Annotated in this window: 17 protein-coding genes; 9 read left to right on the forward strand and 8 right to left on the reverse strand. The window is 68.4% G+C overall.

All coding sequences use genetic code 11. From position 1 onward, the window contains the following. Positions 1 to 44 precede the first annotated feature (44 nt). Complete coding sequence (locus ABFX50_RS40580) at positions 45 to 1,622, forward strand: hydantoinase/oxoprolinase N-terminal domain-containing protein (protein ID WP_346154298.1); 1,578 nt, start codon at positions 45 to 47, stop codon at positions 1,620 to 1,622. Positions 1,623 to 1,627: 5 nt separating this feature from the next. Further along, positions 1,628 to 2,737: an S-methyl thiohydantoin desulfurase family protein gene (locus ABFX50_RS40585; RefSeq protein WP_346154380.1), complete on the forward strand. Its 1,110-nt coding sequence runs from the start codon at positions 1,628 to 1,630 to the stop codon at positions 2,735 to 2,737. A gap of 142 nt (positions 2,738 to 2,879) precedes the next feature. Here ABFX50_RS40585 and ABFX50_RS40590 read toward each other — a convergent pair whose 3' ends face one another. Beyond that, the gene (locus tag ABFX50_RS40590) at positions 2,880 to 4,790 is read right to left on the reverse strand and encodes a PucR family transcriptional regulator (protein WP_346154300.1); all 1,911 of its coding nucleotides are present in this window, start codon (positions 4,788 to 4,790) and stop codon (positions 2,880 to 2,882) included. A 27-nt stretch (positions 4,791 to 4,817) separates the two neighbouring features. Between ABFX50_RS40590 and ABFX50_RS40595 the strand changes: the two genes are divergently transcribed. Continuing rightward, positions 4,818 to 5,102 carry a hypothetical protein gene (locus tag ABFX50_RS40595; RefSeq protein ID WP_346154301.1) on the forward strand — a complete coding sequence of 95 codons (285 nt, stop codon included), beginning with the start codon at positions 4,818 to 4,820 and terminating at the stop codon, positions 5,100 to 5,102. 57 nt (positions 5,103 to 5,159) lie between these two features. Here ABFX50_RS40595 and ABFX50_RS40600 read toward each other — a convergent pair whose 3' ends face one another. Then, complete coding sequence (locus ABFX50_RS40600; protein WP_346154303.1) at positions 5,160 to 5,303, reverse strand: hypothetical protein; 144 nt, start codon at positions 5,301 to 5,303, stop codon at positions 5,160 to 5,162. Between the two features lie 892 nt (positions 5,304 to 6,195). On the opposite strand from ABFX50_RS40600, the gene ABFX50_RS40605 reads away from it, so the two are divergent. From ABFX50_RS40605 to ABFX50_RS40615, 3 genes are all read left to right on the forward strand, one after another. Then, on the forward strand, positions 6,196 to 6,516 hold the full coding sequence (locus ABFX50_RS40605) for a TraR/DksA family transcriptional regulator (protein ID WP_346154305.1): 321 nt from the start codon (positions 6,196 to 6,198) through the stop codon (positions 6,514 to 6,516). A gap of 202 nt (positions 6,517 to 6,718) precedes the next feature. Beyond that, positions 6,719 to 9,454, forward strand: coding sequence for a universal stress protein (locus ABFX50_RS40610; protein ID WP_346154307.1), 2,736 nt, complete (start codon positions 6,719 to 6,721; stop codon positions 9,452 to 9,454). 263 nt (positions 9,455 to 9,717) lie between these two features. Then, positions 9,718 to 12,468 carry a cation-translocating P-type ATPase gene (locus ABFX50_RS40615; protein ID WP_346154309.1) on the forward strand — a complete coding sequence of 917 codons (2,751 nt, stop codon included), beginning with the start codon at positions 9,718 to 9,720 and terminating at the stop codon, positions 12,466 to 12,468. 368 nt (positions 12,469 to 12,836) lie between these two features. Here ABFX50_RS40615 and ABFX50_RS40620 read toward each other — a convergent pair whose 3' ends face one another. The 5 genes from ABFX50_RS40620 to ABFX50_RS40640 all read right to left on the reverse strand — a co-directional run bounded on the left by ABFX50_RS40620 (position 12,837) and on the right by ABFX50_RS40640 (position 17,574). Further along, positions 12,837 to 14,831: an aconitate hydratase gene (locus tag ABFX50_RS40620; RefSeq protein WP_346154311.1), complete on the reverse strand. Its 1,995-nt coding sequence runs from the start codon at positions 14,829 to 14,831 to the stop codon at positions 12,837 to 12,839. Between the two features lie 176 nt (positions 14,832 to 15,007). Next, complete coding sequence (locus ABFX50_RS40625; RefSeq protein ID WP_346154313.1) at positions 15,008 to 15,376, reverse strand: DUF488 domain-containing protein; 369 nt, start codon at positions 15,374 to 15,376, stop codon at positions 15,008 to 15,010. A 63-nt stretch (positions 15,377 to 15,439) separates the two neighbouring features. After that, the gene (locus ABFX50_RS40630) at positions 15,440 to 15,640 is read right to left on the reverse strand and encodes an oxidoreductase C-terminal domain-containing protein (protein WP_346154382.1); all 201 of its coding nucleotides are present in this window, start codon (positions 15,638 to 15,640) and stop codon (positions 15,440 to 15,442) included. 328 nt (positions 15,641 to 15,968) lie between these two features. Then, a complete protein-coding gene (locus tag ABFX50_RS40635) occupies positions 15,969 to 16,532 on the reverse strand; it encodes an SPFH domain-containing protein (protein WP_346154315.1) in 564 nt (187 codons plus the stop codon). 472 nt (positions 16,533 to 17,004) lie between these two features. Next, positions 17,005 to 17,574, reverse strand: a complete 570-nt coding sequence (locus tag ABFX50_RS40640) for a hypothetical protein (protein WP_346154316.1) — start codon at positions 17,572 to 17,574, stop codon at positions 17,005 to 17,007. 564 nt (positions 17,575 to 18,138) lie between these two features. On the opposite strand from ABFX50_RS40640, the gene ABFX50_RS40645 reads away from it, so the two are divergent. Continuing rightward, a complete protein-coding gene (locus ABFX50_RS40645; protein WP_346154318.1) occupies positions 18,139 to 19,743 on the forward strand; it encodes an FG-GAP-like repeat-containing protein in 1,605 nt (534 codons plus the stop codon). Between the two features lie 301 nt (positions 19,744 to 20,044). Here ABFX50_RS40645 and ABFX50_RS40650 read toward each other — a convergent pair whose 3' ends face one another. Then, positions 20,045 to 20,341: a hypothetical protein gene (locus ABFX50_RS40650; protein ID WP_346154319.1), complete on the reverse strand. Its 297-nt coding sequence runs from the start codon at positions 20,339 to 20,341 to the stop codon at positions 20,045 to 20,047. 443 nt (positions 20,342 to 20,784) lie between these two features. Between ABFX50_RS40650 and ABFX50_RS40655 the strand changes: the two genes are divergently transcribed. Then, complete coding sequence (locus ABFX50_RS40655; RefSeq protein ID WP_346154321.1) at positions 20,785 to 21,624, forward strand: SDR family NAD(P)-dependent oxidoreductase; 840 nt, start codon at positions 20,785 to 20,787, stop codon at positions 21,622 to 21,624. A gap of 160 nt (positions 21,625 to 21,784) precedes the next feature. Next, entirely contained in the window at positions 21,785 to 22,342 is a 558-nt protein-coding gene (locus ABFX50_RS40660) for a TetR/AcrR family transcriptional regulator C-terminal domain-containing protein (RefSeq protein WP_346154322.1), read from the forward strand. The last annotated feature ends 106 nt before the right edge of the window (positions 22,343 to 22,448 follow it).

A 22,448-nucleotide genomic window follows, 5' to 3' on the forward strand; every position in this document is an offset into this window, starting at 1 on the left:
CTTCGACTCTCTCTCCTCCTTCGACGCAGACAGGAGCACCACCCGTGCGTGTCGGGATTGACGTGGGCGGCACCCACACCGATGCCGTCCTGATGGCCGAGACCACAGTCGTGGCCGAGATCAAGACCGCTACCACCCTCGATGTGACCAGCGGCGTCGTCACCGCCCTGGAACGACTGCTGGCCACCTCCGGCGCCGAGCGGGGACACATCACCGCGGTGATGATCGGAACGACCCACTTCACCAACGCGCTGGTCACCGGCCGCCGACTGGCCCGCACCGCGGTGGTACGGCTGGCGCTGCCCGCCACCGCCGCGCTACCGCCCCTGGTCGACTGGCCCGACCGGCTGATCAGGGCGATCAACCCCAGCATCCACATGTGCGACGGAGGCCACGAGTTCGACGGCCGGCCGATCTCACCGCTGAAGCCGGAACAGCTCAAGCGCATCGCGGCCGAGCTGAGCGCGCACGAGATCGACACCGTGGCCATCAGCAGCGTCTTCTCCCCCGTCAACGCCGAGTTGGAGGAGCGGGCCGCCGACATCTTGCTCGCGGAGCTGCCACACCTACACGTGAGCATGTCCCATCAGATCGGCAGGGTGGGGCTGCTGGAACGGGAGAACGCCACCGTCGTCAACGCCTGCCTGCGCGACCTGGCCGACGAGATCGTCGACGCCTTCGCCGAGGCTCTGCGGGCGGTCGGCATCCGGGCCCCGCTGTACCTGTCCCAGAACGACGGCACACTCATGGACGCCGAGTACACCCGGCGCTACCCCGTCCGCACGTTCGCCTCGGGGCCGACCAACTCCATGCGCGGCGCGGCGTTCCTGGCCGACCTGGCCGACTGCGCCGTGGTCGACATCGGCGGCACCACCACCGACGTCGGCGTGCTGAGCGGCGGCTACCCCCGCCAGGCCACCGGCGAGGTCGACATCGGCGGCGTGCGCACCAACTTCCGCATGCCCGACGTGCTGTCGATCGGGCTCGGCGGCGGCAGCCGCGTCGCCACCACCCCGAGGTTGGAGATCGGGCCCGACAGCGTCGGCTACGAGCTGACCGACCACGCCCTGGTCTTCGGCGGCCAGGTGCTCACCGCCACCGACCTCGCGGTCGCCGCCGGCATGGCCGACATCGGCGACCCCTCCCTCGTCCGCCACCTCAGCAAGGACCTGGTCAGGGACGGCGTGGCCTGGATGGCCGGCAGAGTGGGCGAGCTCGTCGACCAGATGCGTGTCTCCGCCCAGCCGCTGCCGGTCATCGTGGTCGGCGGCGGCAGCGTCCTGATGCCCGACCACCTGCCGGGCGTGCCTGCCGTCCACCGTCCCGCCCACCACGCGGTGGCCAACGCCATCGGCGCGGCGACCGGCCAGATCGGCGGCGACGTCGACCGGCTGTTCGCCATCACCGCCGCCCGCACCCGCGAGGACGTCCTCGACCAGGCCCGCACCGAGGCCGTCGAGCGGGCGATCTCCGCAGGCGCGGATCCCGGCACCGTCGAAGTGGTCGACATCGACGAGGTGCACGTGGCCTACCTGCCGGGCAACGCCGTGCGCGTCCGCGTCAAAGCCGTCGGCGAGCTGCGCGTCGGCCGCGCCGCGACCATCGAGGAGGTAAAGGCGTGACAGGCATGGACCTGACCGTCGCCGCGCTGCGCGACCTGGCCGAGGGCGCCGCCGTCCTGGGCACGGGCGGCGGCGGCGACCCCTACATCGGCAGGCTGCTGGTCGAACGGCAGCTGCGCGAAGGCCGCAGGGTGACCATCATCCCGATCGACGAGCTGCCCGACGACGCGCTCGTGCTGCCGTCGGCGATGATGGGCGCGCCCACCGTCTTCGTCGAGCGGCCCCCCTCGGGCAGGGGCAACGTCGCGGCGCTGCGCGCCCTGGAAGAGCACCTGGGTCGTACGGCGGCCGCCACCATGCCCATCGAGTGCGGCGGCCTCAACAGCATGATGCCGCTGCTGCTCGGCGCCCAGCTCGGACTGCCCGTCATCGACGCCGACGGCATGGGCAGGGCCTTCCCCGAGCTGCAGATGGAGACGTTCGCCGTGTACGGCGTGCCGGGCTCCCCCATGTCGATCGCCTCCGACCACGGCGACGTCGCCATCATCGACGCCCTCGACAACGTCCGCATGGAACGGCTGGCCCGCGTCATGACGGTCGAGATGGGCGGCGCCGCCTACATCTGCGACTACCCGATGGACGCGGCCACCGTCCGCCGCACCGCCGTACCCGGCACGCTGACACTGGGCATGCGGATCGGAGCGGCGCTGAGGACCGCCCGCGAGCGGCACGAGGACCCGTTCGACGCGCTCACCGCCGCCCTGGCCGGCACCATCTACACCCACGGCCTGATCCTGTTCAGAGGAAAGGTCGTCGACATCGACCGCAGGACCGTCGACGGATTCGCCCGCGGCCACGTGACGCTGGCCGCCCTCGACGACCCCGGAGACCAACTGCGGATCACCTTCCAGAACGAACACCTCGTCGCCCGCCGCGACGGCGAGGTCGTCGCGATCGTCCCCGACCTGATCTGCACCCTCAACACCGACACCGGCGCACCGGTGACCACGGAGGCACTGGCCTTCGGCCAGCGACTGACCGTCTACGCCATCTCCACCCCCGACATCATGCGCACCCCCGCGGCGCTCGACTGCTTCGGCCCCGCCGCCTTCGGCCTCCCCGACCCCTACACCCCCGTCGAACAGCTCACCGCCGGAACCCGCGTTGGCGCCTGACCCCCTGAACCTCGTCATTCATGGAGATCACATCTGCCGATGTCGATGACCTCGCCGCCGGAGCCACCCGCTGGGCTCCGGCGGCGGCGCGGCGCGGGTCGCGTTCAGCTCACTCCAGCCGTGTCGGTGCAGAGCGGGCAGGCTAGGCCGGCGTGGGCAAGGGTTGTTCCGGCCAGTTGAGAACCCTGGCGCCGAGCACCGCCGCTTGCAGGGTGAAGCGGTGAGCAGGGTCGGCCGGGTTGTAGCCGGTCAGCGTCTTGACCCGGTTCAGTCGGTAGGTGACGGTGCGCACCGACACGTGCAGCCGCTTGGCCGATTCGGTGGCCACCCCGCCGGTGTCGAAGTAGGCCTCCAGGGTGGCCATCAGCGGCTGGGCGCCGCCGCGGGCCTGCAGCAGCGGGCTGAGCACGGCGTGTACCAGGTCGACGATGGCGGGTTGGTCGCGCAGCAGAACCCGGTAGATGAGCAGGTCGTGGGCGTTGACGACCGGGGTGTCGACGTGCAGACGGCCGGCCATGGTGAGCGCCTCCCGGGCCTCTTCATAGGATCGAGCGATGCCGTACAGGCCCGGGTAGGAACGGCCGACCGCGACCCGCCAGGGGCGCCCGCGCGGTCGGCGGCTGAGTTCGCGGTGCATGAGCCGCCCGAGATCATTGCCAGGATCGGCACTGGGCGCTATCCGGCCGGCCAGGGCGGGGTCAGCGGGTGCCAGCACGACGAGGAGACCGTCCTTGGTCGCGACGAGCACGTCGCGGTCCCCGAGCCGGTCGAACATGACCGCCTCCAGGGCGCTGATCGCCGCGTCGGCATCGGGCAGCCGCTGGCTTGGCGCGGCCAGGGCGACCTGATGGACGCGGGCCAGGTCGAGCCCGAACGGCTCAGCGCGTTCCACCAGTGCGCCAAGGTCGGAGTCGCCGCGCAGGAGATCGTCGATCAGTTCGCGGCGGAGCGTCTCTTCCCTGCGGACCAGATCGCGGCGCGCGTCCGCGTAACCTTCGGCCAGCGTCGCGACCGCGACGTCGACAACGTGCAGCACCGCAGTGGCGGCTTCGCGCACCGCCTCACGGTCGCGGGAGCGCACCGCCATCGGCAGGTCCTGCCACAGCCGCCGCGCCGCCGACAGATACAGCTGCACCACCCGCCCGGCGGAGATCCCCTGCTCCGCGGCTCGCCGGCCGAGCAGGCCCACCGCCTCCAGTTCGGCGTGCTCGGGCCGGCCTCCGTGGACGGCGGCGTCGGCCAGCAGCGGCAGGTACTCCCCGAGCAGCTCCACCGGCACGCCACCGGCGTCTCTGCTGGCCCCCTCGGCCACGCCGATGAGCCAGGCGTCATCCGCATCGGATTCCGACGGCGAGCGTCCGCTGCGCCACCGACTGCTGTCAGCCATGCTCACCTCCGTACCCGCCTCGCCCCCCGAACCACGGGACGCGATCTCCCGGCGGGGCTGGGAGGCGACTTCTCCGGGGCTGTTCACCGTGAAGGCGGTCATGGGGGTGTTGTGGGTGCTGGTGGCTCGGGAGAGGTGCTGGAAGTAGGGGTGGGGAGCGCGTAGGACGATGCCGTAGCTGGACCAGTGGGTGCCATCCGAGCTGCCTTCGCCGCCTTCCATACCTCCGGCGTAGAGGGCGCGGGTGGGTTCAGCCACCAGCTCGCTGCCGCCCTCGGGCAGGGTGTACTCCGTGGCGAGGAGCTTCACCAGGCCCTTCTTGGCGACGAAGCGGCGCTTGAGGGCGAGCATCTCGTAGCGCGTCGTGCCGGTGATGGTCACGGGCAGGAAGACCTCTCGCATGGTGGCGCGGGTGAAGCGGACGAAGCCTCCGTCGATGGCCGGGTACTCATCGGCCTTCACGTCGTAGGTGGGGGCGTCCAACTTCTTGGCTCCATCGCGTAGCAGGATGGCAGCGCCCGTGTGGCTCTCGTCGGTCAGGGTGTAGGTGCTTCCGTCCACCCCCTGCAACTGCACGACGGTGGGCTTAAATAGCACGGGCAGACCTCCTGAGAAAGAGCCGTTGAACGGATAGGCCCCGCGACGCCTGGCGAAAAATGGGTGCATTGACTTCACTGCTTCCAGAGAGAAAGAGTGAAGTCCCCGAAAACTAGGGAGGTCGTCTTGTATACGCTCCTGCTGATGGCGGGCGCATTCCTGGCAATGGTGGCCGCTGCCCTCCTCTTTTTTGCGCTTGACCAGGAGACGGACGGACTCATGTCCGTCTTGTTCGTTATCTTCCTGATCCTCCTATTCCTGAGGGAAGTAACTAAAGACAACTCATCGACCAAGGCCAGCAGCGACGGAGGTACCGGATACGACGGAGGCAGGAGAGGCGGAGACGATGGATGGGGTGACGGTGGAGACGGCGGCGAGTAAGGAAAAGGGAGGAGCCCCGATCAGGAGGGTGGTGACCGGAGCTCCAGCTCGTGGGAGTTACTCGTAGAGGGTGTCGGCGTAGGAGAGCTGCTTACGCAACTGCTCCTCGGTGGGGACGGTCGGTGCAGCAGTGATGTTGATGTTGTAGATCTTCTGCACGGTCGCGCCGCCCGAGGACTCCTTGGCGTCCCTGTCCCTCATCTGGCGGGCGTAGGTGGTGTTCCCGTCGGCCAGTGAGTTGACGACCAGGTAGGCGCGATGGGTCCCGATGACGGTGACCGAGGCGCCCGCTTCTCCAACCTGTCCTTGCCAGACGTCGGCAGTTTGTCTGTGCCTGTGCGCCTGGCACCTGTCCGGTACCGCGGGACGCGATCACCATGAAGGGCGCATCCGAGAAACCCACCACGGCCCCCTGGAAGTCTTCATCGTGCTGGTGACCGGAGTCGTCGCCGCACCGGCCGTGGACCCTGTTCGTCACCCATGGCGTCGTCGATGTCGAGGTCCGGCACTGTCCCGATACCGCAGCCTCCGAACCTCGATCGCGGCGCGCGGCATTAACCCATGGCGAGTGGCTGGCGGGCCCACGCCGTCACCGAGGTGATGGAACGCCTGCGACGACCCACCGCGATGGACGGAGGCGACCAGCGTCGCCGCGCCGTCGCCGTCGGCTGACCCGAGAGGCAGGTCGGCGGACGGCATTGACCGTACCGTCTACGGGGCACGCGGCTGCCGGGCCACCCTGGGGGACGGTCATTGATCACCGATGTCTTCACCATGTTGACGGGCTCAGCAAAGGATTCTGGGGACGACGTCCGGTCCTCGCCGGCCAACGCTGTGGTTACCGACGGTCGGCAACTACGCCCCCGGCATGTTGGCCGGTGGGACCCCCTGCTTTGCAACTCGTGACGGCATAGGTTGGCAAGTAGAAGGTGATGCCGGATCGAGCGAGGAGGCAGGCCGGGACGGCCTGCCGCTATCCCGCCGTGGCCTGATCCCATCAGCTCGCGCCCAACATCCGCGCACCCCTCGGTTGCGACTCGCGACGCGGTCATCCGCCGCCTGCATCCCGAACCTTGAGAAAGGGGCCAGTCACGTGACCAGTACTGTGCACGATCCGATCGAGGAGCTGCGCACCACGCTGGAGGAGCAGTTCCGGCGGCACACTGACCAGCTCGTCCACCTAACCTTGTGCAGCCAACAACCCGACCGCGGCGACTTCGACGACGACATCCTCGAAGCGCTGGTCGTCTCCTCCCGCCAGGTGGTGGCCGACACCGCGCAGGCGTTGCGGCGCATGGCCGACGGCAGCTACGGGATCTGCGAACGCTGCGCCACCGACATCCCGCTGCAACGGCTGGAGATCCTGCCGCACGCCCGGTTCTGCGTGCCGTGCCAGCGCAAGCGGACCGGCTGACCGGCCAGCACGCGGCCGGGGATGCACCGGCGCGAACTAGTCAACAACCGCACAGAACAGAGGCCACCAATGCGTCCCTCCTCGACCCCTCGTACCTGACCCGGCACCGACGTCTCCATGTCAGGGCCCGGTGATCCGGCCGACGGCCAGATCACCCAGCTGCGGAAGCCGCCGTCGATCACACCCGGAAGGGAACCAGAACATGATCACCAACCCGGCCGCTGTGATCGTCGTAGGAGTCGACGGCTCACCGCAGAGCCTGTCCGCAGTGGACTGGGCAGCCCGGGAAGCGGCTGCCCGGCAGTGCCGACTGCGAATCGTACACGCGTTCCTGTGGCCAATCATGGGCGTACCGCTGGGACCGCCGGTGATGGGACCGGCCGATGCCGGGCTCCAACAGGCCGCCGAAAAGCTCCTACGTACCGCCGTCGACCGGGCACGCCAGGCCGCGCCCACCCTGGACGTCAGCACAGATCTTCCGGTCTGCGCTCCCTCTGCGGCATTGATCGACGCCTCCCGCGAGGCTGTCCTGGTGGTGGTGGGTCACCGTGGCCTGGGTGGGTTCACCGGACTGCTCGTCGGGTCCGTCGGCGTCCAGACCGCCGCGCACGCCGCCTGCCCTGTCGTCGTCGTGCGTGACAGCCCATCCGGCGACCACGACGAGGCCGACCCGGCCACCGGTCAGGTGGTGGTCGGCGTGGACGACTCGGATCTGTCGGACCTCGCCGTTGACTTCGCCTTCGCGCACGCGGCGCGGCACGGCCTGGGCGTCGTCGCCGTACACGCCTATCAGTGGCGGATCGGGAGCTACTACGAGCATTTGTACCAATCGCCTAACCGGCTACTCGCCGAAGCCGTTGCCAGGCACCGCGAGCAGTACCCCGAGGTCCCGGTACAGCAGAAGGCAGTCCGGGGCGAGTCCGCCGCTGTCCTGGTCGCCGAATCCGCTGGTGCTGCCCTGACCGTTGTGGGATCCCGCGGACGCGGCGGCTTCACCGGCCTGCTGCTCGGCTCCACCAGCCAGCGCGTGCTGCACCACGCGACCGGCACGGTGGCCATCGTCCGTGCCCAGGCCGCCCATGGCGGCGGCACGACCCCGCCCGGGCAAGGCGTGTCGGAGGCGCCGGAAGCTGCGCAAGTAGCCACCAAGCGCACCGCACCTGCAGCGCTTCAACCAACCGTCGCCGCACAACTGGCAGAACAAGACCGGACCGGCGCCGATGCAGCCGGCACAGGCGCGCCGCCGGTGTCGTCGTTCGCCAAGGCGCTGTTCACGGGTCGGCTGCCGGAAGCCATGGTGATGCCGTATCCGCGGCTGGGCGGTGACGAGGAGCGCCGCGTCGACGCCCTGATCGGGGACGCCCGGGACTTCCTGGACGCGAGCTACGACCCGGTCAAGGTCGAGCAGGAACGATGGGTGGGCGACGACGTCGTGCGCGGACTCGGCGAACGCGGCCTGCTCGGCCTGTATGTGGCGCCCGAATACGGCGGGCAGGGCCTGTCGCAGACCGGCTACTGCCGGGTGATGGAGGAGTTCGGCGGCTACGATGGCAGCCTGTCGGTGGTCATGGGGGTGCACCAGTCGATCGGGATGAAGCCGATCCACCTGTTCGGAACCGACGATCAAAAGGCCCGGTTCCTGCCCGATCTGGCCGCCGGCCGCAAGCTTGCCGGGTTCGCGTTGACCGAGCCCGGCGCCGGCTCCGACATGCGCGGCATCACCGCCTTCGCCGAGCGGCAGGCAGACGGCTCCTACGTACTCAACGGCGAGAAGCGGTGGATCGGCAACGGCGGCAAAGACGTCGTGTGCGTCTTCGCCCGCGCTGAGACCGGTCACGTCGCTCTCATCGTGGAGAAAGGCATGCCGGGCTTCGACGCTCCGGACCGCTACGACACCCTGGGGCTGCGCGGCAACGACCTGCGCCGGCTCACTTTCCGCGATGTACGCGTGCCCAAGGAGAACGTCCTCGGCGAACCCGGCGACGGTCTGCGGGTCGCCATGCACACCCTCAACAACGGGCGCATGTCGCTGGGTACCGGCGTCGTCGGCGCCACCAAACGCCTCATCGAACTGGCCATCGACCACACCACCAGACGCGAGCAGTTCGGCCGGCCGCTGGCCGAGTTCGAACTGGTCGAAGACAAGATCAGCTGGATGGTGTCCTACCTGTACGGTTTCGAGTCGATGGCCTATCTGACCACCGGTCTCGTCGATGCCGGCGTGCCGGACTACTCTGTCGAGTCGGCCATGGCCAAGATCGCCGGCAGCGAGTTTCACTGGTATGCCGTCAACAGGGTCTTCCAACTGCTCGGCGGCCAGGCGTACATGGCTGACTCGCCGGCAGCCAAGGCACTGCGCGACAGCCGCGTCTTCCCGATCTTCGAAGGCGCCAACGACGTGCTGCGTGCCTTTGTCGCGCTCGCCGGCCTCAAAACCGTCGCCGACGAGGTCGCCGACCTGCGCAACCTGAACCTCTCCGACCCGATCGCCAGCATCGGCATCCTCGCCGACTACGCCGGTCAGCGTCTGCGGCGCCGGATACGACCCGACCGGCTCGACACCGCCCACCCCACGCTTGGCCGCCACGCCGACCGGGTCGCCGACCAGGTCGGCCAGCTCCGCGCCACCGCCGAGAAACTGCTGCGTATCCACGGCCCCGACATCCAATCCAGGCAGCGCCAGCAGAAACGCCTTGCCCATGCCGCGATCGACATCTACGCGCAGATCGCCACCATCTCCCGCACCAGCGCCCTGTTCGACGACCAGGGCGTGCCCGCGTCCGGGCAGGAACGCTACATCGCCACCACCTTCTGCAACCGCGCGGCCGGCCGGGTCGCCGAGCAGTTCGACCGCGTCGATGACAACGACGATGAGCAGACCCACGCCATCGCCCGTCTGGCCTACAACCGTGGCGGCTACACCCCGCCACTGCTGTGAAGGCCCATTCGAACACGAGTCGACGTCAGGCCCACCACCCTGCCCGACCTGCCCACTTCGCCCCTCCCCTCGCCTCGGTCACCGGAGAGTGGTGCGTATACCCATGGCTACGACTGAATACAACGGTGTATCGGCTGTATCAGCAAGGTGCGTAATCGAACGACGTAAGGTCCGGCATCTTCTTCGGCGGCGAACGAGCCCGCTTCCAGGCGACTCCGCCAACGGCGGGCCCAGCGTCAGCGCTGGTTGGAGAAGGTGATCGTATGGCCGGGCCCACAGAAACGCCGCCGACGCCGTGGCACGCGCGTGCGGCCGAAGCCGCCACCCACGCATTCGAGGTGGATCCGCGGCTCGGACTGTCGCCGGCGGAGGCGGCCCGGCGCCTGCAGCGTCACGGTGCCAACCGGCTCGATGAGAAGCCGCGCGAACCGCGGTGGCGGATGTTCCTGCGGCAGTTTCAGGACCTGTTGATCCTGATCCTGCTGGTCGCCGCAGTGGTGAGCATGATGGTGACCCAGGACTGGGAAACCCCAGCAGTGATCGTTTTGGTGGTCTTCCTCAATGCGAGCATCGGGTTCGTGCAGGAATCCCGGGCGGAAGCCTCACTGGAGGCGCTGCGGCGGATGCTTCTCACCACAGCGACGGTCCGTCGCGGCAGCCGCACCCTACGACTGGACGCCGCCGAGTTGGTGACCGGCGACATCATCGTGGTGGAAGCCGGCGATCGGATACCCGCCGACGGCCGGCTGCTGTCCTCGGCCTCGCTGGAGGTGCAGGAGTCGTCGCTGACCGGTGAGGCGCACCCGGTCGGCAAATCCGCCACCGCCGAGGTCGACGAGGCGGCACCGCTGGGTGACCGGGCGAGCGTCGTGTTCATGAACACGACGCTCACTCGCGGCCGCGGCGAGGCAGTGGTCACGGCCACCGGCATGGACACCGAGATCGGCCGGATCGCCGACCTGCTGCACGCAGCCCGGCCCGGGCCGACGCCGCTGCAGCGCCAGATCGACGGCCTGGGCCGGACGCTGGCCGTCATCGCCGGGGTCGTCATCGTCGTCGTCTTCGTGCTGGGGCTGGTACGCGGGCAGGATTTCGGCACGCTGTTCGTCAGCGCCGTCTCCCTGGCCGTGGCGGCCATCCCCGAAGGGCTACCGGCGGTCGTCGCGTTCACTCTGGCGATGGGAGCCGGTCGGCTGGCACGCCGGGGCGCGATCGTCAAACGGCTCGCCTCGGTCGAAACTCTGGGGAGCACCTCGCAGATTTGCACCGACAAGACCGGCACGCTGACGCTCAACCAGATGACCGTACGGGAGATGCTGCTGGCCGGCCGGCGGTTCACCGTCTCCGGTCAGGGCTACACGCCCGACGGGCGGATCCGCACCACGGACGGCTCACCGCTGCCCGCGACGCTCGACGATCCACTGATCGCCGTGGCCTTGTGCAGCGACGCGGTACTGCGCGACGGGCAGGTGGTCGGCGACCCCACCGAGGGCGCTTTGGTAGCCCTCGCCGAAAAGGGCGGCATCGACGTCCGGGCGCTACGCCAACAGCGCCCCCGCATCGTGGAGATCCCTTTCGACTCCGACCACAAGTTCATGGCCACCTTCCACCGCTGGAGCGACAACCGTGGCCGCGACGTGGTCCGATGCTTCATCAAAGGGGCCCCCGACGTGCTGTCGGCGCGGGCCGACCGCTACCTCGGCGGCGCGGCGATCCTGCCGTTCGACGAAGCCGCCCGCAGGCGCTACGACCGGGCCAACACCGCGCTGGCCGAACAGGGCATGCGGGTGCTCGCCGTCGGCGTCGAGGATTTCCCCGCCGACGGCTTCGACGCCAGCGGCGACCTTAAGGACCGCCTCGACCGGGTCGTCCTCGTCGCCTTGATCGGCATCCTGGACCCGCCCCGCCCCGAGGCGCGGCAGGCGATCGCGCAATGCCGCGACGCCGGCGTCCGCGTCCGAATGATCACCGGCGACCACGCCGTCACCGCCATGGCCATCGCCAGCGAACTCGGCATCCCCGGCGCTGCCATCAGCGGCACCGAGCTCGACCGCACCCCCGACGCCGACCTCGCCCGACGCCTCGACGACATCGGCGTTATCGCCAGGGTATCCCCAGCACACAAGATACGGATCGTGAAAGCGCTGCAGGCCCGCGGCGACGTCGTCGCGATGACCGGCGACGGAGTCAACGACGCCCCCGCCCTCCGCAAGGCCGACATCGGCATCGCGATGGGCCTGACCGGAACGGAGGTGACCAAAGAAGCGGCGACGATGATCCTCACCGACGACAACTTCGCCACCGTCGTCGGCACCATCCGCGAAGGCCGCGGCATCTACGACAACATCGTCAAGTTCACCCGCTTCCAGGTGTCCACCGCCTTCGGGTTCGTGCTCACCTTCCTCATCGCATCGGTCACCGGCCTCGCCGGCGGCGCCCCGTTCACCGCGCTACAGATCCTCTTCGTCAACCTGGTCATGGACGGCCCACCCGCCATGTCCCTCGGCATCGACCCGGTCAGCCCGGACGCCATGAGCCAGCCACCACGCCCCGCCGGGGAACGCATCCTGACCCGACAACGCCTCACCCGGATCGTGCTGGCCGGCGCAGTGATGGCGGCCGGCACCCTCGCGATCCTCACCTGGGCCCCCGGAGGCCGGCCCCAGCTGGGACAGCCCACGGTCGCCGCGACGATGGCCTTCGTCACGTTCGTGTTCTTCCAGGTCTTCAACCTGCTCAATGTGCGGCACGACCTCCGCAGCATCTTCAGCCGTGAGACCCTTCACAATCGTTCGGCCTTCATCGCCACCACCGTCGTCCTGGTGCTTCTGGCACTCGTCGTGGAGATGGACATCCTGCACGACTTCTTCGCCACCACCGACCTCACCACCGGCCAATGGCTGGTCTGCGCCGCAGTCGGCTCGGCCATCCTGTGGACCGGTGAACTCGTGAAGATCGTGCTGCGAGCCCGCCGCCGCGCAGCCGCGCAGCTCCGCCAGGACATCGACGAATGACGAGCGAGCCTCCTACAGGGGATTGCGCGCTACCGGCTTCACCACCGCGACCAGCCGGGGAGCAGACCATGACGGCGGACAGCGTCGGCGCGCGCAGCCGCCGCGCACTTGGCGATGACAGCAGCAACATCATCGGGATCGCGCGGATCGACGGTCCGGCGCGGCTCCCGTACAGTCTGGGGGTGCTGCTGGAGAGCCTGCTGCGAAACGAGGGCGGCGCGCTGGTCACCGCCGCGCGGACCGTCGCGGTAGCTTCCAGACCCCGGCGGCCGAGCACAGCGCGAAGGTGTCAATGCACCGGCAGGGCGGGGCCTGCTGCCTGCTGCGAACTGGCGGATGTGACGGCGGCGAGTGCGCTGCAGCATTGCTCACCTGGCCTCGCGCGAGGCGAACGGCTGCGGTCGTTGGCTTCCCTTTCGCTGGCGGAGCCAGGGAATCAGCCCACCGGCCAGCAGCATCGCGATCTGCCGGTCGGACAGTCGGTGCCAGGTGGAGTACAGCTGGTCTCGGCTGGTGTTGCGCACTGTGATCTCGGTGCCGCCAGAGGCGATCGCGTGCCGAAGGCCATCCAGCACGAGAACGTCGCCCTGCTCGACGCGGTGGTAGTCGTCGGGGTCGGCGAACTCCAGCGCGAGCACGCCGAAGTTGGCCAAGTTCTGCCAGTGGATGCGCGCGAAGGACACCGCCAGCACCATGCGCAGGCCGAGATAGCGGGGGGCGATGACAGCATGTTCACGAGATGAGCCCTGTCCGTAGTTGGCGCCGCCGACCACGATGTGGCCGCTGCCGCGGCTGGCGTGTGCCCGGCCGACGTAGTCCTCATCGATCTGTGCGAAGGTGAACTCGGCCAGCTTGGGGATGTTGCTGCGGTAAGGCAACACCCGGGCGCCGGCGGGCAGGATCTCATCGGTGGACACGTCATCGCCGACCTTGAGCGCGACCGGCGCCTCCATGCGGTCAGACAGCGGCGGGAAGTCGGGCAGGGAGGAGATGTTCGCTCCCTTGACCAGTTCGGGCCGATCGGCGTGCGCCGAGAGCGGCGGTTCCAGCATGGCGGTGTTCACGCTGGACTCGGCGGGCAACCCCAGGTGCGGGTAGTCGATGCCGAGCAGGTGCGGCAGGTCGCGGGGGTCGGTGATCTGGCCGGTGAGAGCGGCCGCGGCGGCGGTCTCGGGGGAACAGAGAAAGACCGAGTCCTCACGGGTTCCGGACCGGCCGGGAAAGTTGCGCGGGACGGTGCGCAGGCTGTTGCGCCCGTTGGCCGGCGCCTGGCCCATGCCGATGCAGCCCATGCAGCCGGACTGGTGCAGCCGCGCACCGGCCGAGATCAGCGCGAACGTGGCGCCCATCTTCGTGAGGTCCTGCAGGATCTGTCGCGAGCTCGGGTTGATGTCCAACGACACCCTCGGATGCGCCTGCCGCCCGGAAACGATGGCGGCGACGACGGCGAAATCGCGCAGTCCCGGATTGGCTGAGGAGCCGACCACCACCTGGTCCACTGGCCGACCGGCTACCTCGCGCACCGTGACCACGTTCCCCGGTGAGCTGGGCAGCGCGATCAGCGGCTCCAGACACGACAGGTCGATCTCGTCGGTGACGTCGTAGGTGGCGTCCGCGTCGGCGAGCAGTTCGACGAAGTCGTGCTCGCGCCGCTCCGCTCGCAGGAAGTCCCGGACCTGATCGTCGGCCGGGAACACCGTGGTGGTCGCGCCGAGCTCGGCCCCCATGTTCGCGATCACATGCCGGTCCATGGCGGTCAGCTGCGCCAGCCCAGGGCCGTGGTATTCGATGATCCGGTTCACGCCGCCCTTGACGCCGTGCCGACGCAGCATCTCGAGGATGACATCCTTGGCGCTCACCCAAGGCGGCAGTTCGCCGGTCAGCCGTACCCCCCAGATGTCGGGCATGCGCAGGTACACCGGTTCACCGGCGATCGCCATCGCCACCTCGATGCCGCCCAGGCCGATCGCCAGCATCCCCAGCGAACCCGCCGCCGGCGTGTGGCTGTCGGAGCCGACCAGCGTCTTGCCAGGAACGCCGAAGCGCTGCATGTGGGTCGGGTGGGAGACACCGTTGCCCGGCTTCGAGTACCACAGTCCAAATCGATGGCAGGCCGAGCGCAGAAAGGTGTGGTCCTCGGCGTTCCTGCTGTCGGTCTGCAACAGGTTGTGGTCGACGTACTGCACCGACACCTCGGTGCGCGCCCGGTCCAGATCGAGCGCTTCCAGTTCGAGCATCACCACAGTGCCGGTCGCGTCCTGGGTCAGGGTCTGGTCGATCCGCAGCGCGATCTCCTGCCCTGCGGTCATGTCGCCGGACAGGAGGTGGGCGGCGATCAATTTCTGCGCGACGTTGTACCCCATGCTGGGCCTCCTGGCCTTCCATCGAAGAGTTTGCTGTCGCCACCGCGCGCCAACCGCGCCGCGACAGCGCCCGACCTGTTGGCGACGATCTGGGCACGACAGGTGCCGTAGCGGGGTCCGGCTGGTGCTCGCGCGTATCGGCCCTTCGAGAACGACCATCGTGCAAGCGGCCATGGTCACTGCTGGAGCAGTTCGGCGAGCACGGCCGCCTCGCTGATCTCCGGCTGTTTGGTCGCGGTGAGCAAGGTCAGCACGCCGCCCTGAGTGAGTTCGCGCAGGTGCGTCATCGCGGCTGCCCGTTCCGGGTCTGCCAGTTCGCTGCGGTAGCGGCGGCCGAACTCCGCGAAGAGTTCGGGGTCGTGGCGATACCAGGTGCGCAGCTCTCTTGAGGGGGCGACCTGTTTGCACCATTCGTCGAGGTTGGCCTTGGCTTTGGTCAGCCCTCGCGGCCAGATCCGGTCCACCAGCACCCTGGCGCCGTCGTCTCCCGCCGGTTCCTCATAGACCCGGCGTACCTGAACCTTGCCCTTGCTCTTGCCTGCCATGGTGTGCCTCCTCACGGTCGTGTGAGTTCCCGCATGGCCAGGGCGCCTTCATCCGCCGCCTGCTCAGGGCGACGCGCCCACCAGCGAGCCCAGCGGCGTCTCGGTATCGCTCAGCGCGCTGGTGTCCACCCGTGCGCCCGCACGTACGAGATCCTGGATGGCGTCGTTGTCGTCCCAAATCATGCCGGCCAGCGCCCGCCCGCCGTCGAGCCAGAACGCGATGAACTGGCGCGCCTCGACGTCGCCGCGGAAGATCGCGAAGATGGTGGGATTGGTGGTCCCACCACATGCTTGCGCTCGACCAGGTCAGCCAGACTGCCTGAGACCAGCCGTTCCCGGCTGAGGTCGTCTAGCCAGATCGACACTCCTCGGGTAGTGAGTTCTGCAAGTGGATCGGCCATGGCATGACTCGCCTTTTCGTGGTGCGGGGATGTACATCCGCTGTCGTCCATCCGCTGTCGTTCAGGGCTCCACCCTGGCCGTCATCCCTCTCATGCCACCGACGCTACGCCGGTGGATGTCAAGGCGGGTTCAGCAGATTTCCAATGACGGTGGGGCCTTCGCCCATCTCCTTGGCCCCTGATGGGATTCCTCATCGTGTACCGGCCGGCCCTTGCCGCCGGGGGCGGTGAGGGCTATCGGCCCGCCAGCACGTCGCTGGAGGCGACATGGTCGAGGCGCTGGGGCGTCCTGCAGGGTTCGGCCTGCCGGCACCGATGGCTCCTGCGGCCGCGCGGCGATGGACGGCGGGGTGGACGCGCTGGGGGCGACTGCCGCAGGTGCGGCATCGGGCGGCGTCGCACGTTCCAGGAAGCGGAGCAACTCCACCGGGAGGGGCGCTCGCCCGGCAGTTCTTCTCGGCGGCGACCTCGACGACAGTCTGGAGCAGCCGCAGTTGCAGCGCTGCCGGGTGCTCGGTCATCGTCTCGGCGGCCTGAGCCAGCTTCTGCGAAGCTTGCAGTTCACCCTCGGCGGTGATGACGCGTGAGCGCCGTTCCCGTTCGGCTTCGGCCTGTCGTGACATGGACCGCTTCATCGTCTCGGGAAGGGCCACGTCCTTGATCTCGACCCGGCCGATGTGCATGCCCCAACCCACACCCTGGCTGTCGATCATCAGCTCGAGACCCTCAAGGTCCCGCGCGAGCGAACAGCGCACGCGCAGCCTCCAGCGCGCGATCGCGGTTCTCCCGCGTGTCCGAGCGGAGGGGCTTGCTCGCGTGTGGCGTGTGAGGCAAAGGCGTTGGTTCTCACTTCGACGAAACGGACGCAGGCGTCCACCAGGGTCGCCAGGCGGACGAGACACACGTGAGAGGACCCCATGCGCGCGATCTCACTGCACAGCTTCGGCGACCCTGACGGCCTGGAAGAGGTGGATCGGCCCGACCCAGTGGCCGCTGCGGGCCAACTGTTGAGTGGATGCAGTGATCCGTCGGGTAACAATCGGACTGGGCGGACTACGCGAGGGCTTCATCCCCGGCGGGGTGTGATCGACAACGGAACGGCCAGCGGCGTTAGCGATCCGACTCGGGCGGAGGTGCATGTAGCCATCTACCGTTCCGATGTCGGTGGGTGAGATGTCCGCGCAGGGTGTTGAGATGACTGAGGCCTGCGCGGCCGCCCCTGACGGGCTACTTGACCTGGATTCCCTTGACGACCTTGTCGAGGTCGGCGAAGAGCGGCTGGGAGACTGTCACGCTGACGACGACACCCTTGCGCTCCACCCAGGCGACGTAGCGGAAGGTGCGAAACTCTTTGTCCGGGATCTGCACGAGCACCGAACGCCCGCCGACCTTCCCCTTCTTCGACTTGACGAACTCGCCCGAGTCGAAGGAGGGGTTGCGCAAGTCGGCGAGCTTCACCAGCGAGGGGTCGCAGGTGATCCGCACCCACAGGTTGCGGTACTTGTCGGGGGTGTCCTCCTTGCCCATCCACTGGTAGGCGTACTCTTTGGGCTCCACTCTGACCTGACCGGCGAGGAAGCCCTTCGGGATGTACGTGACGCGCACTCCGTTGAGGGCGTCGTCGGAGCCCCTGGCCGGCTTGTCCATCGTGTCCGCGGCGGCGCGAGCCACATCGGCCTTGGTGGGCGTCGGACAGGAGTCCTTGCCGACAGTGGCGCCTGCGGGGCCTGCGGCTCCCGCGACTACGAAAGCGGCGGACAGCATGGGCAGTACGGTGAAAACCGCGATCTTCTTCATGCTGTGTTCGATGATCGTGGAGCGGCGGAAGTTCGCTCCACGGTCTGAACAGTTCTTGCCCGCGCATTTCGCCCGAGCTCGGGCGTGCCAGACGCGGATGACCCAACGGATCATGAGGTGCCCGATCCTAGGAGGCCCTCCACTCGGGTCCGTGCCACCAGCCGCAAAGTATTTGAGACTTGGGGCTATGGGCGGCCGCGCAAGTTGGGGGTGCGGTAAGGCTCGAACCACCAGCCGCCATCTGTGAGCGGAAGTGCCGTGTTGCTGGATGGTGACGGCACTTTGGCCCTGTTCGCCGGGCGGGGCGGCCGAGGCGGTCGGCGTGGCGGTCATCGCGGGCCTCCTGGCGTGGCCGTGGTCGACGGGGCGGTTTCGTCGCGAGCTCCCGGCCAGCTTTCTGGCCAAGCCACATGAACGAACTGCCACACCGAACACTGCCCCGACCTGCCCACTAGCGGCTTCTGCAACAACCTTTAGGGGTTCTCAGCCGGTCAGCGGCGCGTGGCCGTTATCTCCTCATCGGTATCCAACCGAGCCACAAGTCAGGCACTCAATGCTGACAGCATGCGCGTGAACAAGATGACGTGGCCGGTTGCTGTTCTGACCCTGACCACCGTGCTCACCCTCCCCGCCCCGCCGGCCGCGGCGGCGCAGGTCGCCGTGAACAGCGACTTCAATGGTGACGGCTACCACGACCTGGCGATCGGCACTCCTGGCGTCCCCGGCCCGAACGGCACCACCGGCGCCGTCACGATCCTTTACGGAGGACCGGGTGGGATTGACGCCCATACTGTGCGCCGCCCCGAGGCCGGCTGCAAGTCCGCCTGGGGCACTCCGTGCCGAAGCTGGGGCGAGACGGTGGCCGCGGGGGACGTCACCGGCGACAACGCGGCCGAGCTGGTGTTCATCAGCGGCTACCCGGTCTTGCAGATCGACTCGTGGAACCAGGACGGGGTCCGCACCACGACCACCAAAGGCTACGGTGGCCCCGGCCTCCAAGCATGGGGTCTGCGTGTCGGGCAGTTCGACGACCAGCCGGGCGCCGACATCGTCGGCATCGACGACAGCAGCGGGTTCGTTCTCGACGGTGTGGACTACCCCACCTCTCATTTGACGGCCCGCTTCAACACCGACGAGTGGATTCGGAACTACTTCCACGACGACCAGGTCAGGGTCAGGTCGATCGCCGTCGGCGACGCCCGCAACACCGGCGGACAGCAGATGGCCCTGATCGTCAGCAGGTACATGTCCGACGGCCAGGAGGAGTCGCCGTACCTGTGGCTGCTGAACGACCTCAAGGCACAGCCGACCACCCGCGACGACAGCCTGTGGGCCTGGGGCGCTCTGTGCACCCCGCAGAACCGCCACGTGCTGGGCTGCCCCAAGAAGGACTCCCAACTGGCGATGGGTGACGTGGACGGCGACGGCCATCTGGACGTCGTCATGGCAACCCCCAGTCTGCGCGGCCTGCAGGTTTGGTACGGCTCGGCGTCGGGTTTCTCCCAGTTCCCCGGCTTCTCCACGCACGACATCGGCTGGTTCGACGCGGGCTCGGGCGTCGGCAGTGACCTGGCTGTGGGCGACGTCAATGGCGACGGCGCCGCCGAGATCGTCCTGGGCGCTCCCGACGCCGCCGCTTCTGGCCAGACGGGCGCGGGCGGAATCGCGATCATCCCCGGCTCCAAGGCCTCGCCCCGCGGCCCGGTCCTCACCGCCGCCCAGATCATCACCCAGGACGGCATCTCCTCCCCCAACACGCCCACCCCGACCGCGACCCCGACAGTGAACGCTCCGCCGAGTCCCACCCCCACCGCCGTACCCACCCTCACCGGGGACCCTGAGCCGCAGACCACCTTCGACCCCAAGCCGACCGCCGAGCCGCAGTCCCTCACCGCGGCGCGAGCCGCAGCCGTCTCCGCCGACCCGATCAGCGAGCAGTCCGTCGCGGGCGACCGCTTCGGCCAGAGCGTCCGTGTGCTGGACGTCACCCGCGACGGCAAGGCCGAGGTCATCGTGGGCGCCCCGGGCAAGAACGGCGGCGCGGGCATGCTCGTCGTGCTGCGGGGATCGTCTTCCGGGGTCTCTGAGAGCGGTACCCAGGTGTTTCATCCCGGCCAGTTCGGCATCGGTTCGCCCCAGACCGCCTTCGGCAAGATCCTTCACCGCTGACGCCCGTGACCTGCGGTGGTCAGCGATCGCGCTTTCCGTCTGCTGCGTTGGGCCGCTAACCAGCCTGAGCCGAAGACGCCACCGTTTCCTGCGGAGAGAGGCGCCCGGGGCAAGGGGGTCATTTCCCGCCAGTCGGCCATCAAGCTCATGCGCTAGGTGTATTGACCTGAGAGGTTAGGTACGCGGCTGACTGGCGGGTGGCCGCCGAGTGCGGTGTGTGCTCGATGGTGATTGTAGGCGTGCAGCCAGACAGCACACCGAATGATTGACGCGGCGGCGGTACGCCTGCAGGGCTCGTCCGCTACTGGATGACCTCATAGATCTCCTTGTAGCCAGATTTTGCGTTGTTGTTCATGGTGTCGATCATTGCCTGCGTGTTCTCTTCTGGATTCACAAAGGCCTGGCGCTCCATGGCGAAGTATTGGTCCAGACTGTCGAACTCCCATTGACAGACGACCGTATCCATAGGGCCCGCATAATCCACGTAGATTCGCAGATTCGTGTACCCCGCCTCTTCAAACGCACTGGTGAGGGTCTTGAACGCTGCCACGATCTCCGGCGCCTTCCCACGTTCAGCTTGGAAGACCTCGCGCATCATGTACATGGTCTGGCTTCACTTTCGCGCCTGCGCAGTAATTAATTGATCAGTCTCACGCTAGGTCACCTAGCGCGCCCCATGGCGGAGACACGCTGGCGGAGACGGACCGTCAAGCGCGGCCTGATGCGTCACCAGCTCCGCCTGCTACCAAGCGAGCCGCCCGCCTGCGAATGCCCGAAACTTACGCACCAGTGGGTCGTTCTCATATGCAAGGAGCTGCGCCCTCCGCTCCCGCACGTAGCGGCGAGTTCGCGCCGACCGTAGCTCGGCCACAGTTGCCACCGCTCTAACCTCGATCTACGGCCTCCAGCAGGCGCATCGCGTTCCTCCGCCATTTTCACAGTAACCGAGCGGGAGCCGGAAAACATCGGCCCGCAGGCCGATGTCGCGCGGCTGTCGGCTCCCTAACCTGTGACCCTGACCCGGCGCGATGGGGAGGGAACATGCACGACCTGGAGAACAAGGTCGCCGTCATCACCGGCGCGGCGAGCGGTATCGGCCGCGGAATGGCCGAGACGTTCGCCGACGCGGGGATGCGCGTGGTGCTGAGCGACATGGAGGAGGCCGCACTCCATTCCACGACGGCCGATCTCCGTGAGAGTGGCGCGGACGTCCACGCCGTCGTGACCGACGTGTCGAAGGCGGAGGACGTCACCTCGCTCGCCGAATCGACGCTCAAGAAGTACGGCGCCGTACACGTGCTGTGCAACAACGCGGGCGTCCACACCGGCAGCAGACCGAGCTGGGAGAGCACGCTCGACGACTGGCACTGGATCCTCGAGGTGAACCTGATGGGCGTCGTCCACGGCATCCGCGCCTTCCTGCCGACCATGATCGAGCAGGACGAGGACGCGCACATCGTCAACACCGCGTCGATGGCGGGTCTGATCACGGGTGGCTCGCTGTACGGCGCGACGAAGTCGGCCGTCGTCTCACTGTCGGAGACCGTTCATCTCGAACTCGTCGGCGGCGGTCTCAAGCCGCGAATCTCCCTGCTGTGCCCCGGCCTGGTCGACACGAACATCTTCCATTCCCAACGCAATCGGCCGGCCCGTTTTCCCGACGCGGGCCCGACTCCGGCTGGCTGGTCCGTCGACGCCGCCCGGCAGGCGTTCAAGCTCGGCCTCAGCCCGCGAACCGTCGGCGAGCGGGTGTTGCAGGCCATTCGCGAGGAGCGCTTCTACGTCCTGACGCATCCGGAATGGACGGAGCATGTCGAGCATCGAATGACGCAGATCCTGAACGGCGACGACCCAACGCAACTGCCCCCACCGAGTGCGTGATCAGCGCGGTCTCGCGGCTCGCCGGCGACCTCGGGGGGCCGCCGCCACGACCTCCTCGCACGGCCGCGGCCCGCGCCGCGGGCGGTCACGGCCTGGAAACCGGGTCCGGCCGAGATACGGCCAGAACCGGCCGCGAGCCGATCACGTTCGTAATCTCGGAATGGACGCCGGCCCGATGTGGCTGTACGGATACATCTCCACCAAGGAGGAGCTGTTCGACCTCATGGTGGACGAGGTCCACGCCGAGATTCTCCCCGAGGAGCAGCCCGGTGACTGGCGGGAGGCGCTGCGCATCCTCGCCCACAGCACCAGGCAGACCGCGCTCCGTCACGAATGGCTGGCCGATTTGCTCGGCGGCCGTCCGACCCTGGGCCCGAACGGCCTCGCCGTGACCGAGGCCACGCTGGCCGCCCTCGACGGCCTCGCCGACATCGACACCGTCATGCGTGCCGTGGAGACCGTCAGCGCCTACTTCACTGGCGCGATCAGGCGCGAGATCGCGAACCTGCGTGCCGAGCGCGCCACGGGCCTGTCCAAGCGCGACTGGCAGCGCGCCTCCGGCCCGCATGTGACGAGAATGTTGGCCACGGGCCGCTTCCCGGCGCTGACCAAGGCTGTGTACGACAGCACGGAGGTGGACGCCGAGGCGTCCTTCGCGACCGGCCTGGACTGGGTCCTCGACGCCGTGGCCGCCAAACTCACCCGGCCGCCGGCGTGACGCTCAGCTCTGGCCGAATGTGAGCGAGGTCGGGGTCGGTATCCACGGGCCGTACGGGCTTGCGCCGCCACCGATGATCGGGTTGCGCCACTCAGCGTCACGGACC

Source organism: Nonomuraea recticatena (assembly GCF_039533245.1).
Taxonomy (GTDB): domain Bacteria; phylum Actinomycetota; class Actinomycetes; order Streptosporangiales; family Streptosporangiaceae; genus Nonomuraea; species Nonomuraea roseola.

Bases quoted from the DNA above. Each gene is read 5' to 3' on its own strand.
- ABFX50_RS40660 (WP_346154322.1), top strand. From the start codon at position 21,785: ATGGACGCCGGCCCGATGTGGCTGTACGGATACATCTCCACCAAGGAG.
- ABFX50_RS40610 (WP_346154307.1), top strand. From the start codon at position 6,719: ATGATCACCAACCCGGCCGCTGTGATCGTCGTAGGAGTCGACGGCTCA.
- ABFX50_RS40620 (WP_346154311.1), bottom strand. From the start codon at position 14,831: ATGGGGTACAACGTCGCGCAGAAATTGATCGCCGCCCACCTCCTGTCC.
- ABFX50_RS40650 (WP_346154319.1), bottom strand. From the start codon at position 20,341: ATGATGCGCGAGGTCTTCCAAGCTGAACGTGGGAAGGCGCCGGAGATC.
- ABFX50_RS40615 (WP_346154309.1), top strand. From the start codon at position 9,718: ATGGCCGGGCCCACAGAAACGCCGCCGACGCCGTGGCACGCGCGTGCG.
- ABFX50_RS40655 (WP_346154321.1), top strand. From the start codon at position 20,785: ATGCACGACCTGGAGAACAAGGTCGCCGTCATCACCGGCGCGGCGAGC.
- ABFX50_RS40590 (WP_346154300.1), bottom strand. From the start codon at position 4,790: ATGCACCCATTTTTCGCCAGGCGTCGCGGGGCCTATCCGTTCAACGGC.
- ABFX50_RS40640 (WP_346154316.1), bottom strand. From the start codon at position 17,574: ATGAAGAAGATCGCGGTTTTCACCGTACTGCCCATGCTGTCCGCCGCT.
- ABFX50_RS40600 (WP_346154303.1), bottom strand. From the start codon at position 5,303: ATGAGGGACAGGGACGCCAAGGAGTCCTCGGGCGGCGCGACCGTGCAG.
- ABFX50_RS40645 (WP_346154318.1), top strand. From the start codon at position 18,139: ATGCGCGTGAACAAGATGACGTGGCCGGTTGCTGTTCTGACCCTGACC.
- ABFX50_RS40625 (WP_346154313.1), bottom strand. From the start codon at position 15,376: ATGGCAGGCAAGAGCAAGGGCAAGGTTCAGGTACGCCGGGTCTATGAG.
- ABFX50_RS40585 (WP_346154380.1), top strand. From the start codon at position 1,628: ATGGACCTGACCGTCGCCGCGCTGCGCGACCTGGCCGAGGGCGCCGCC.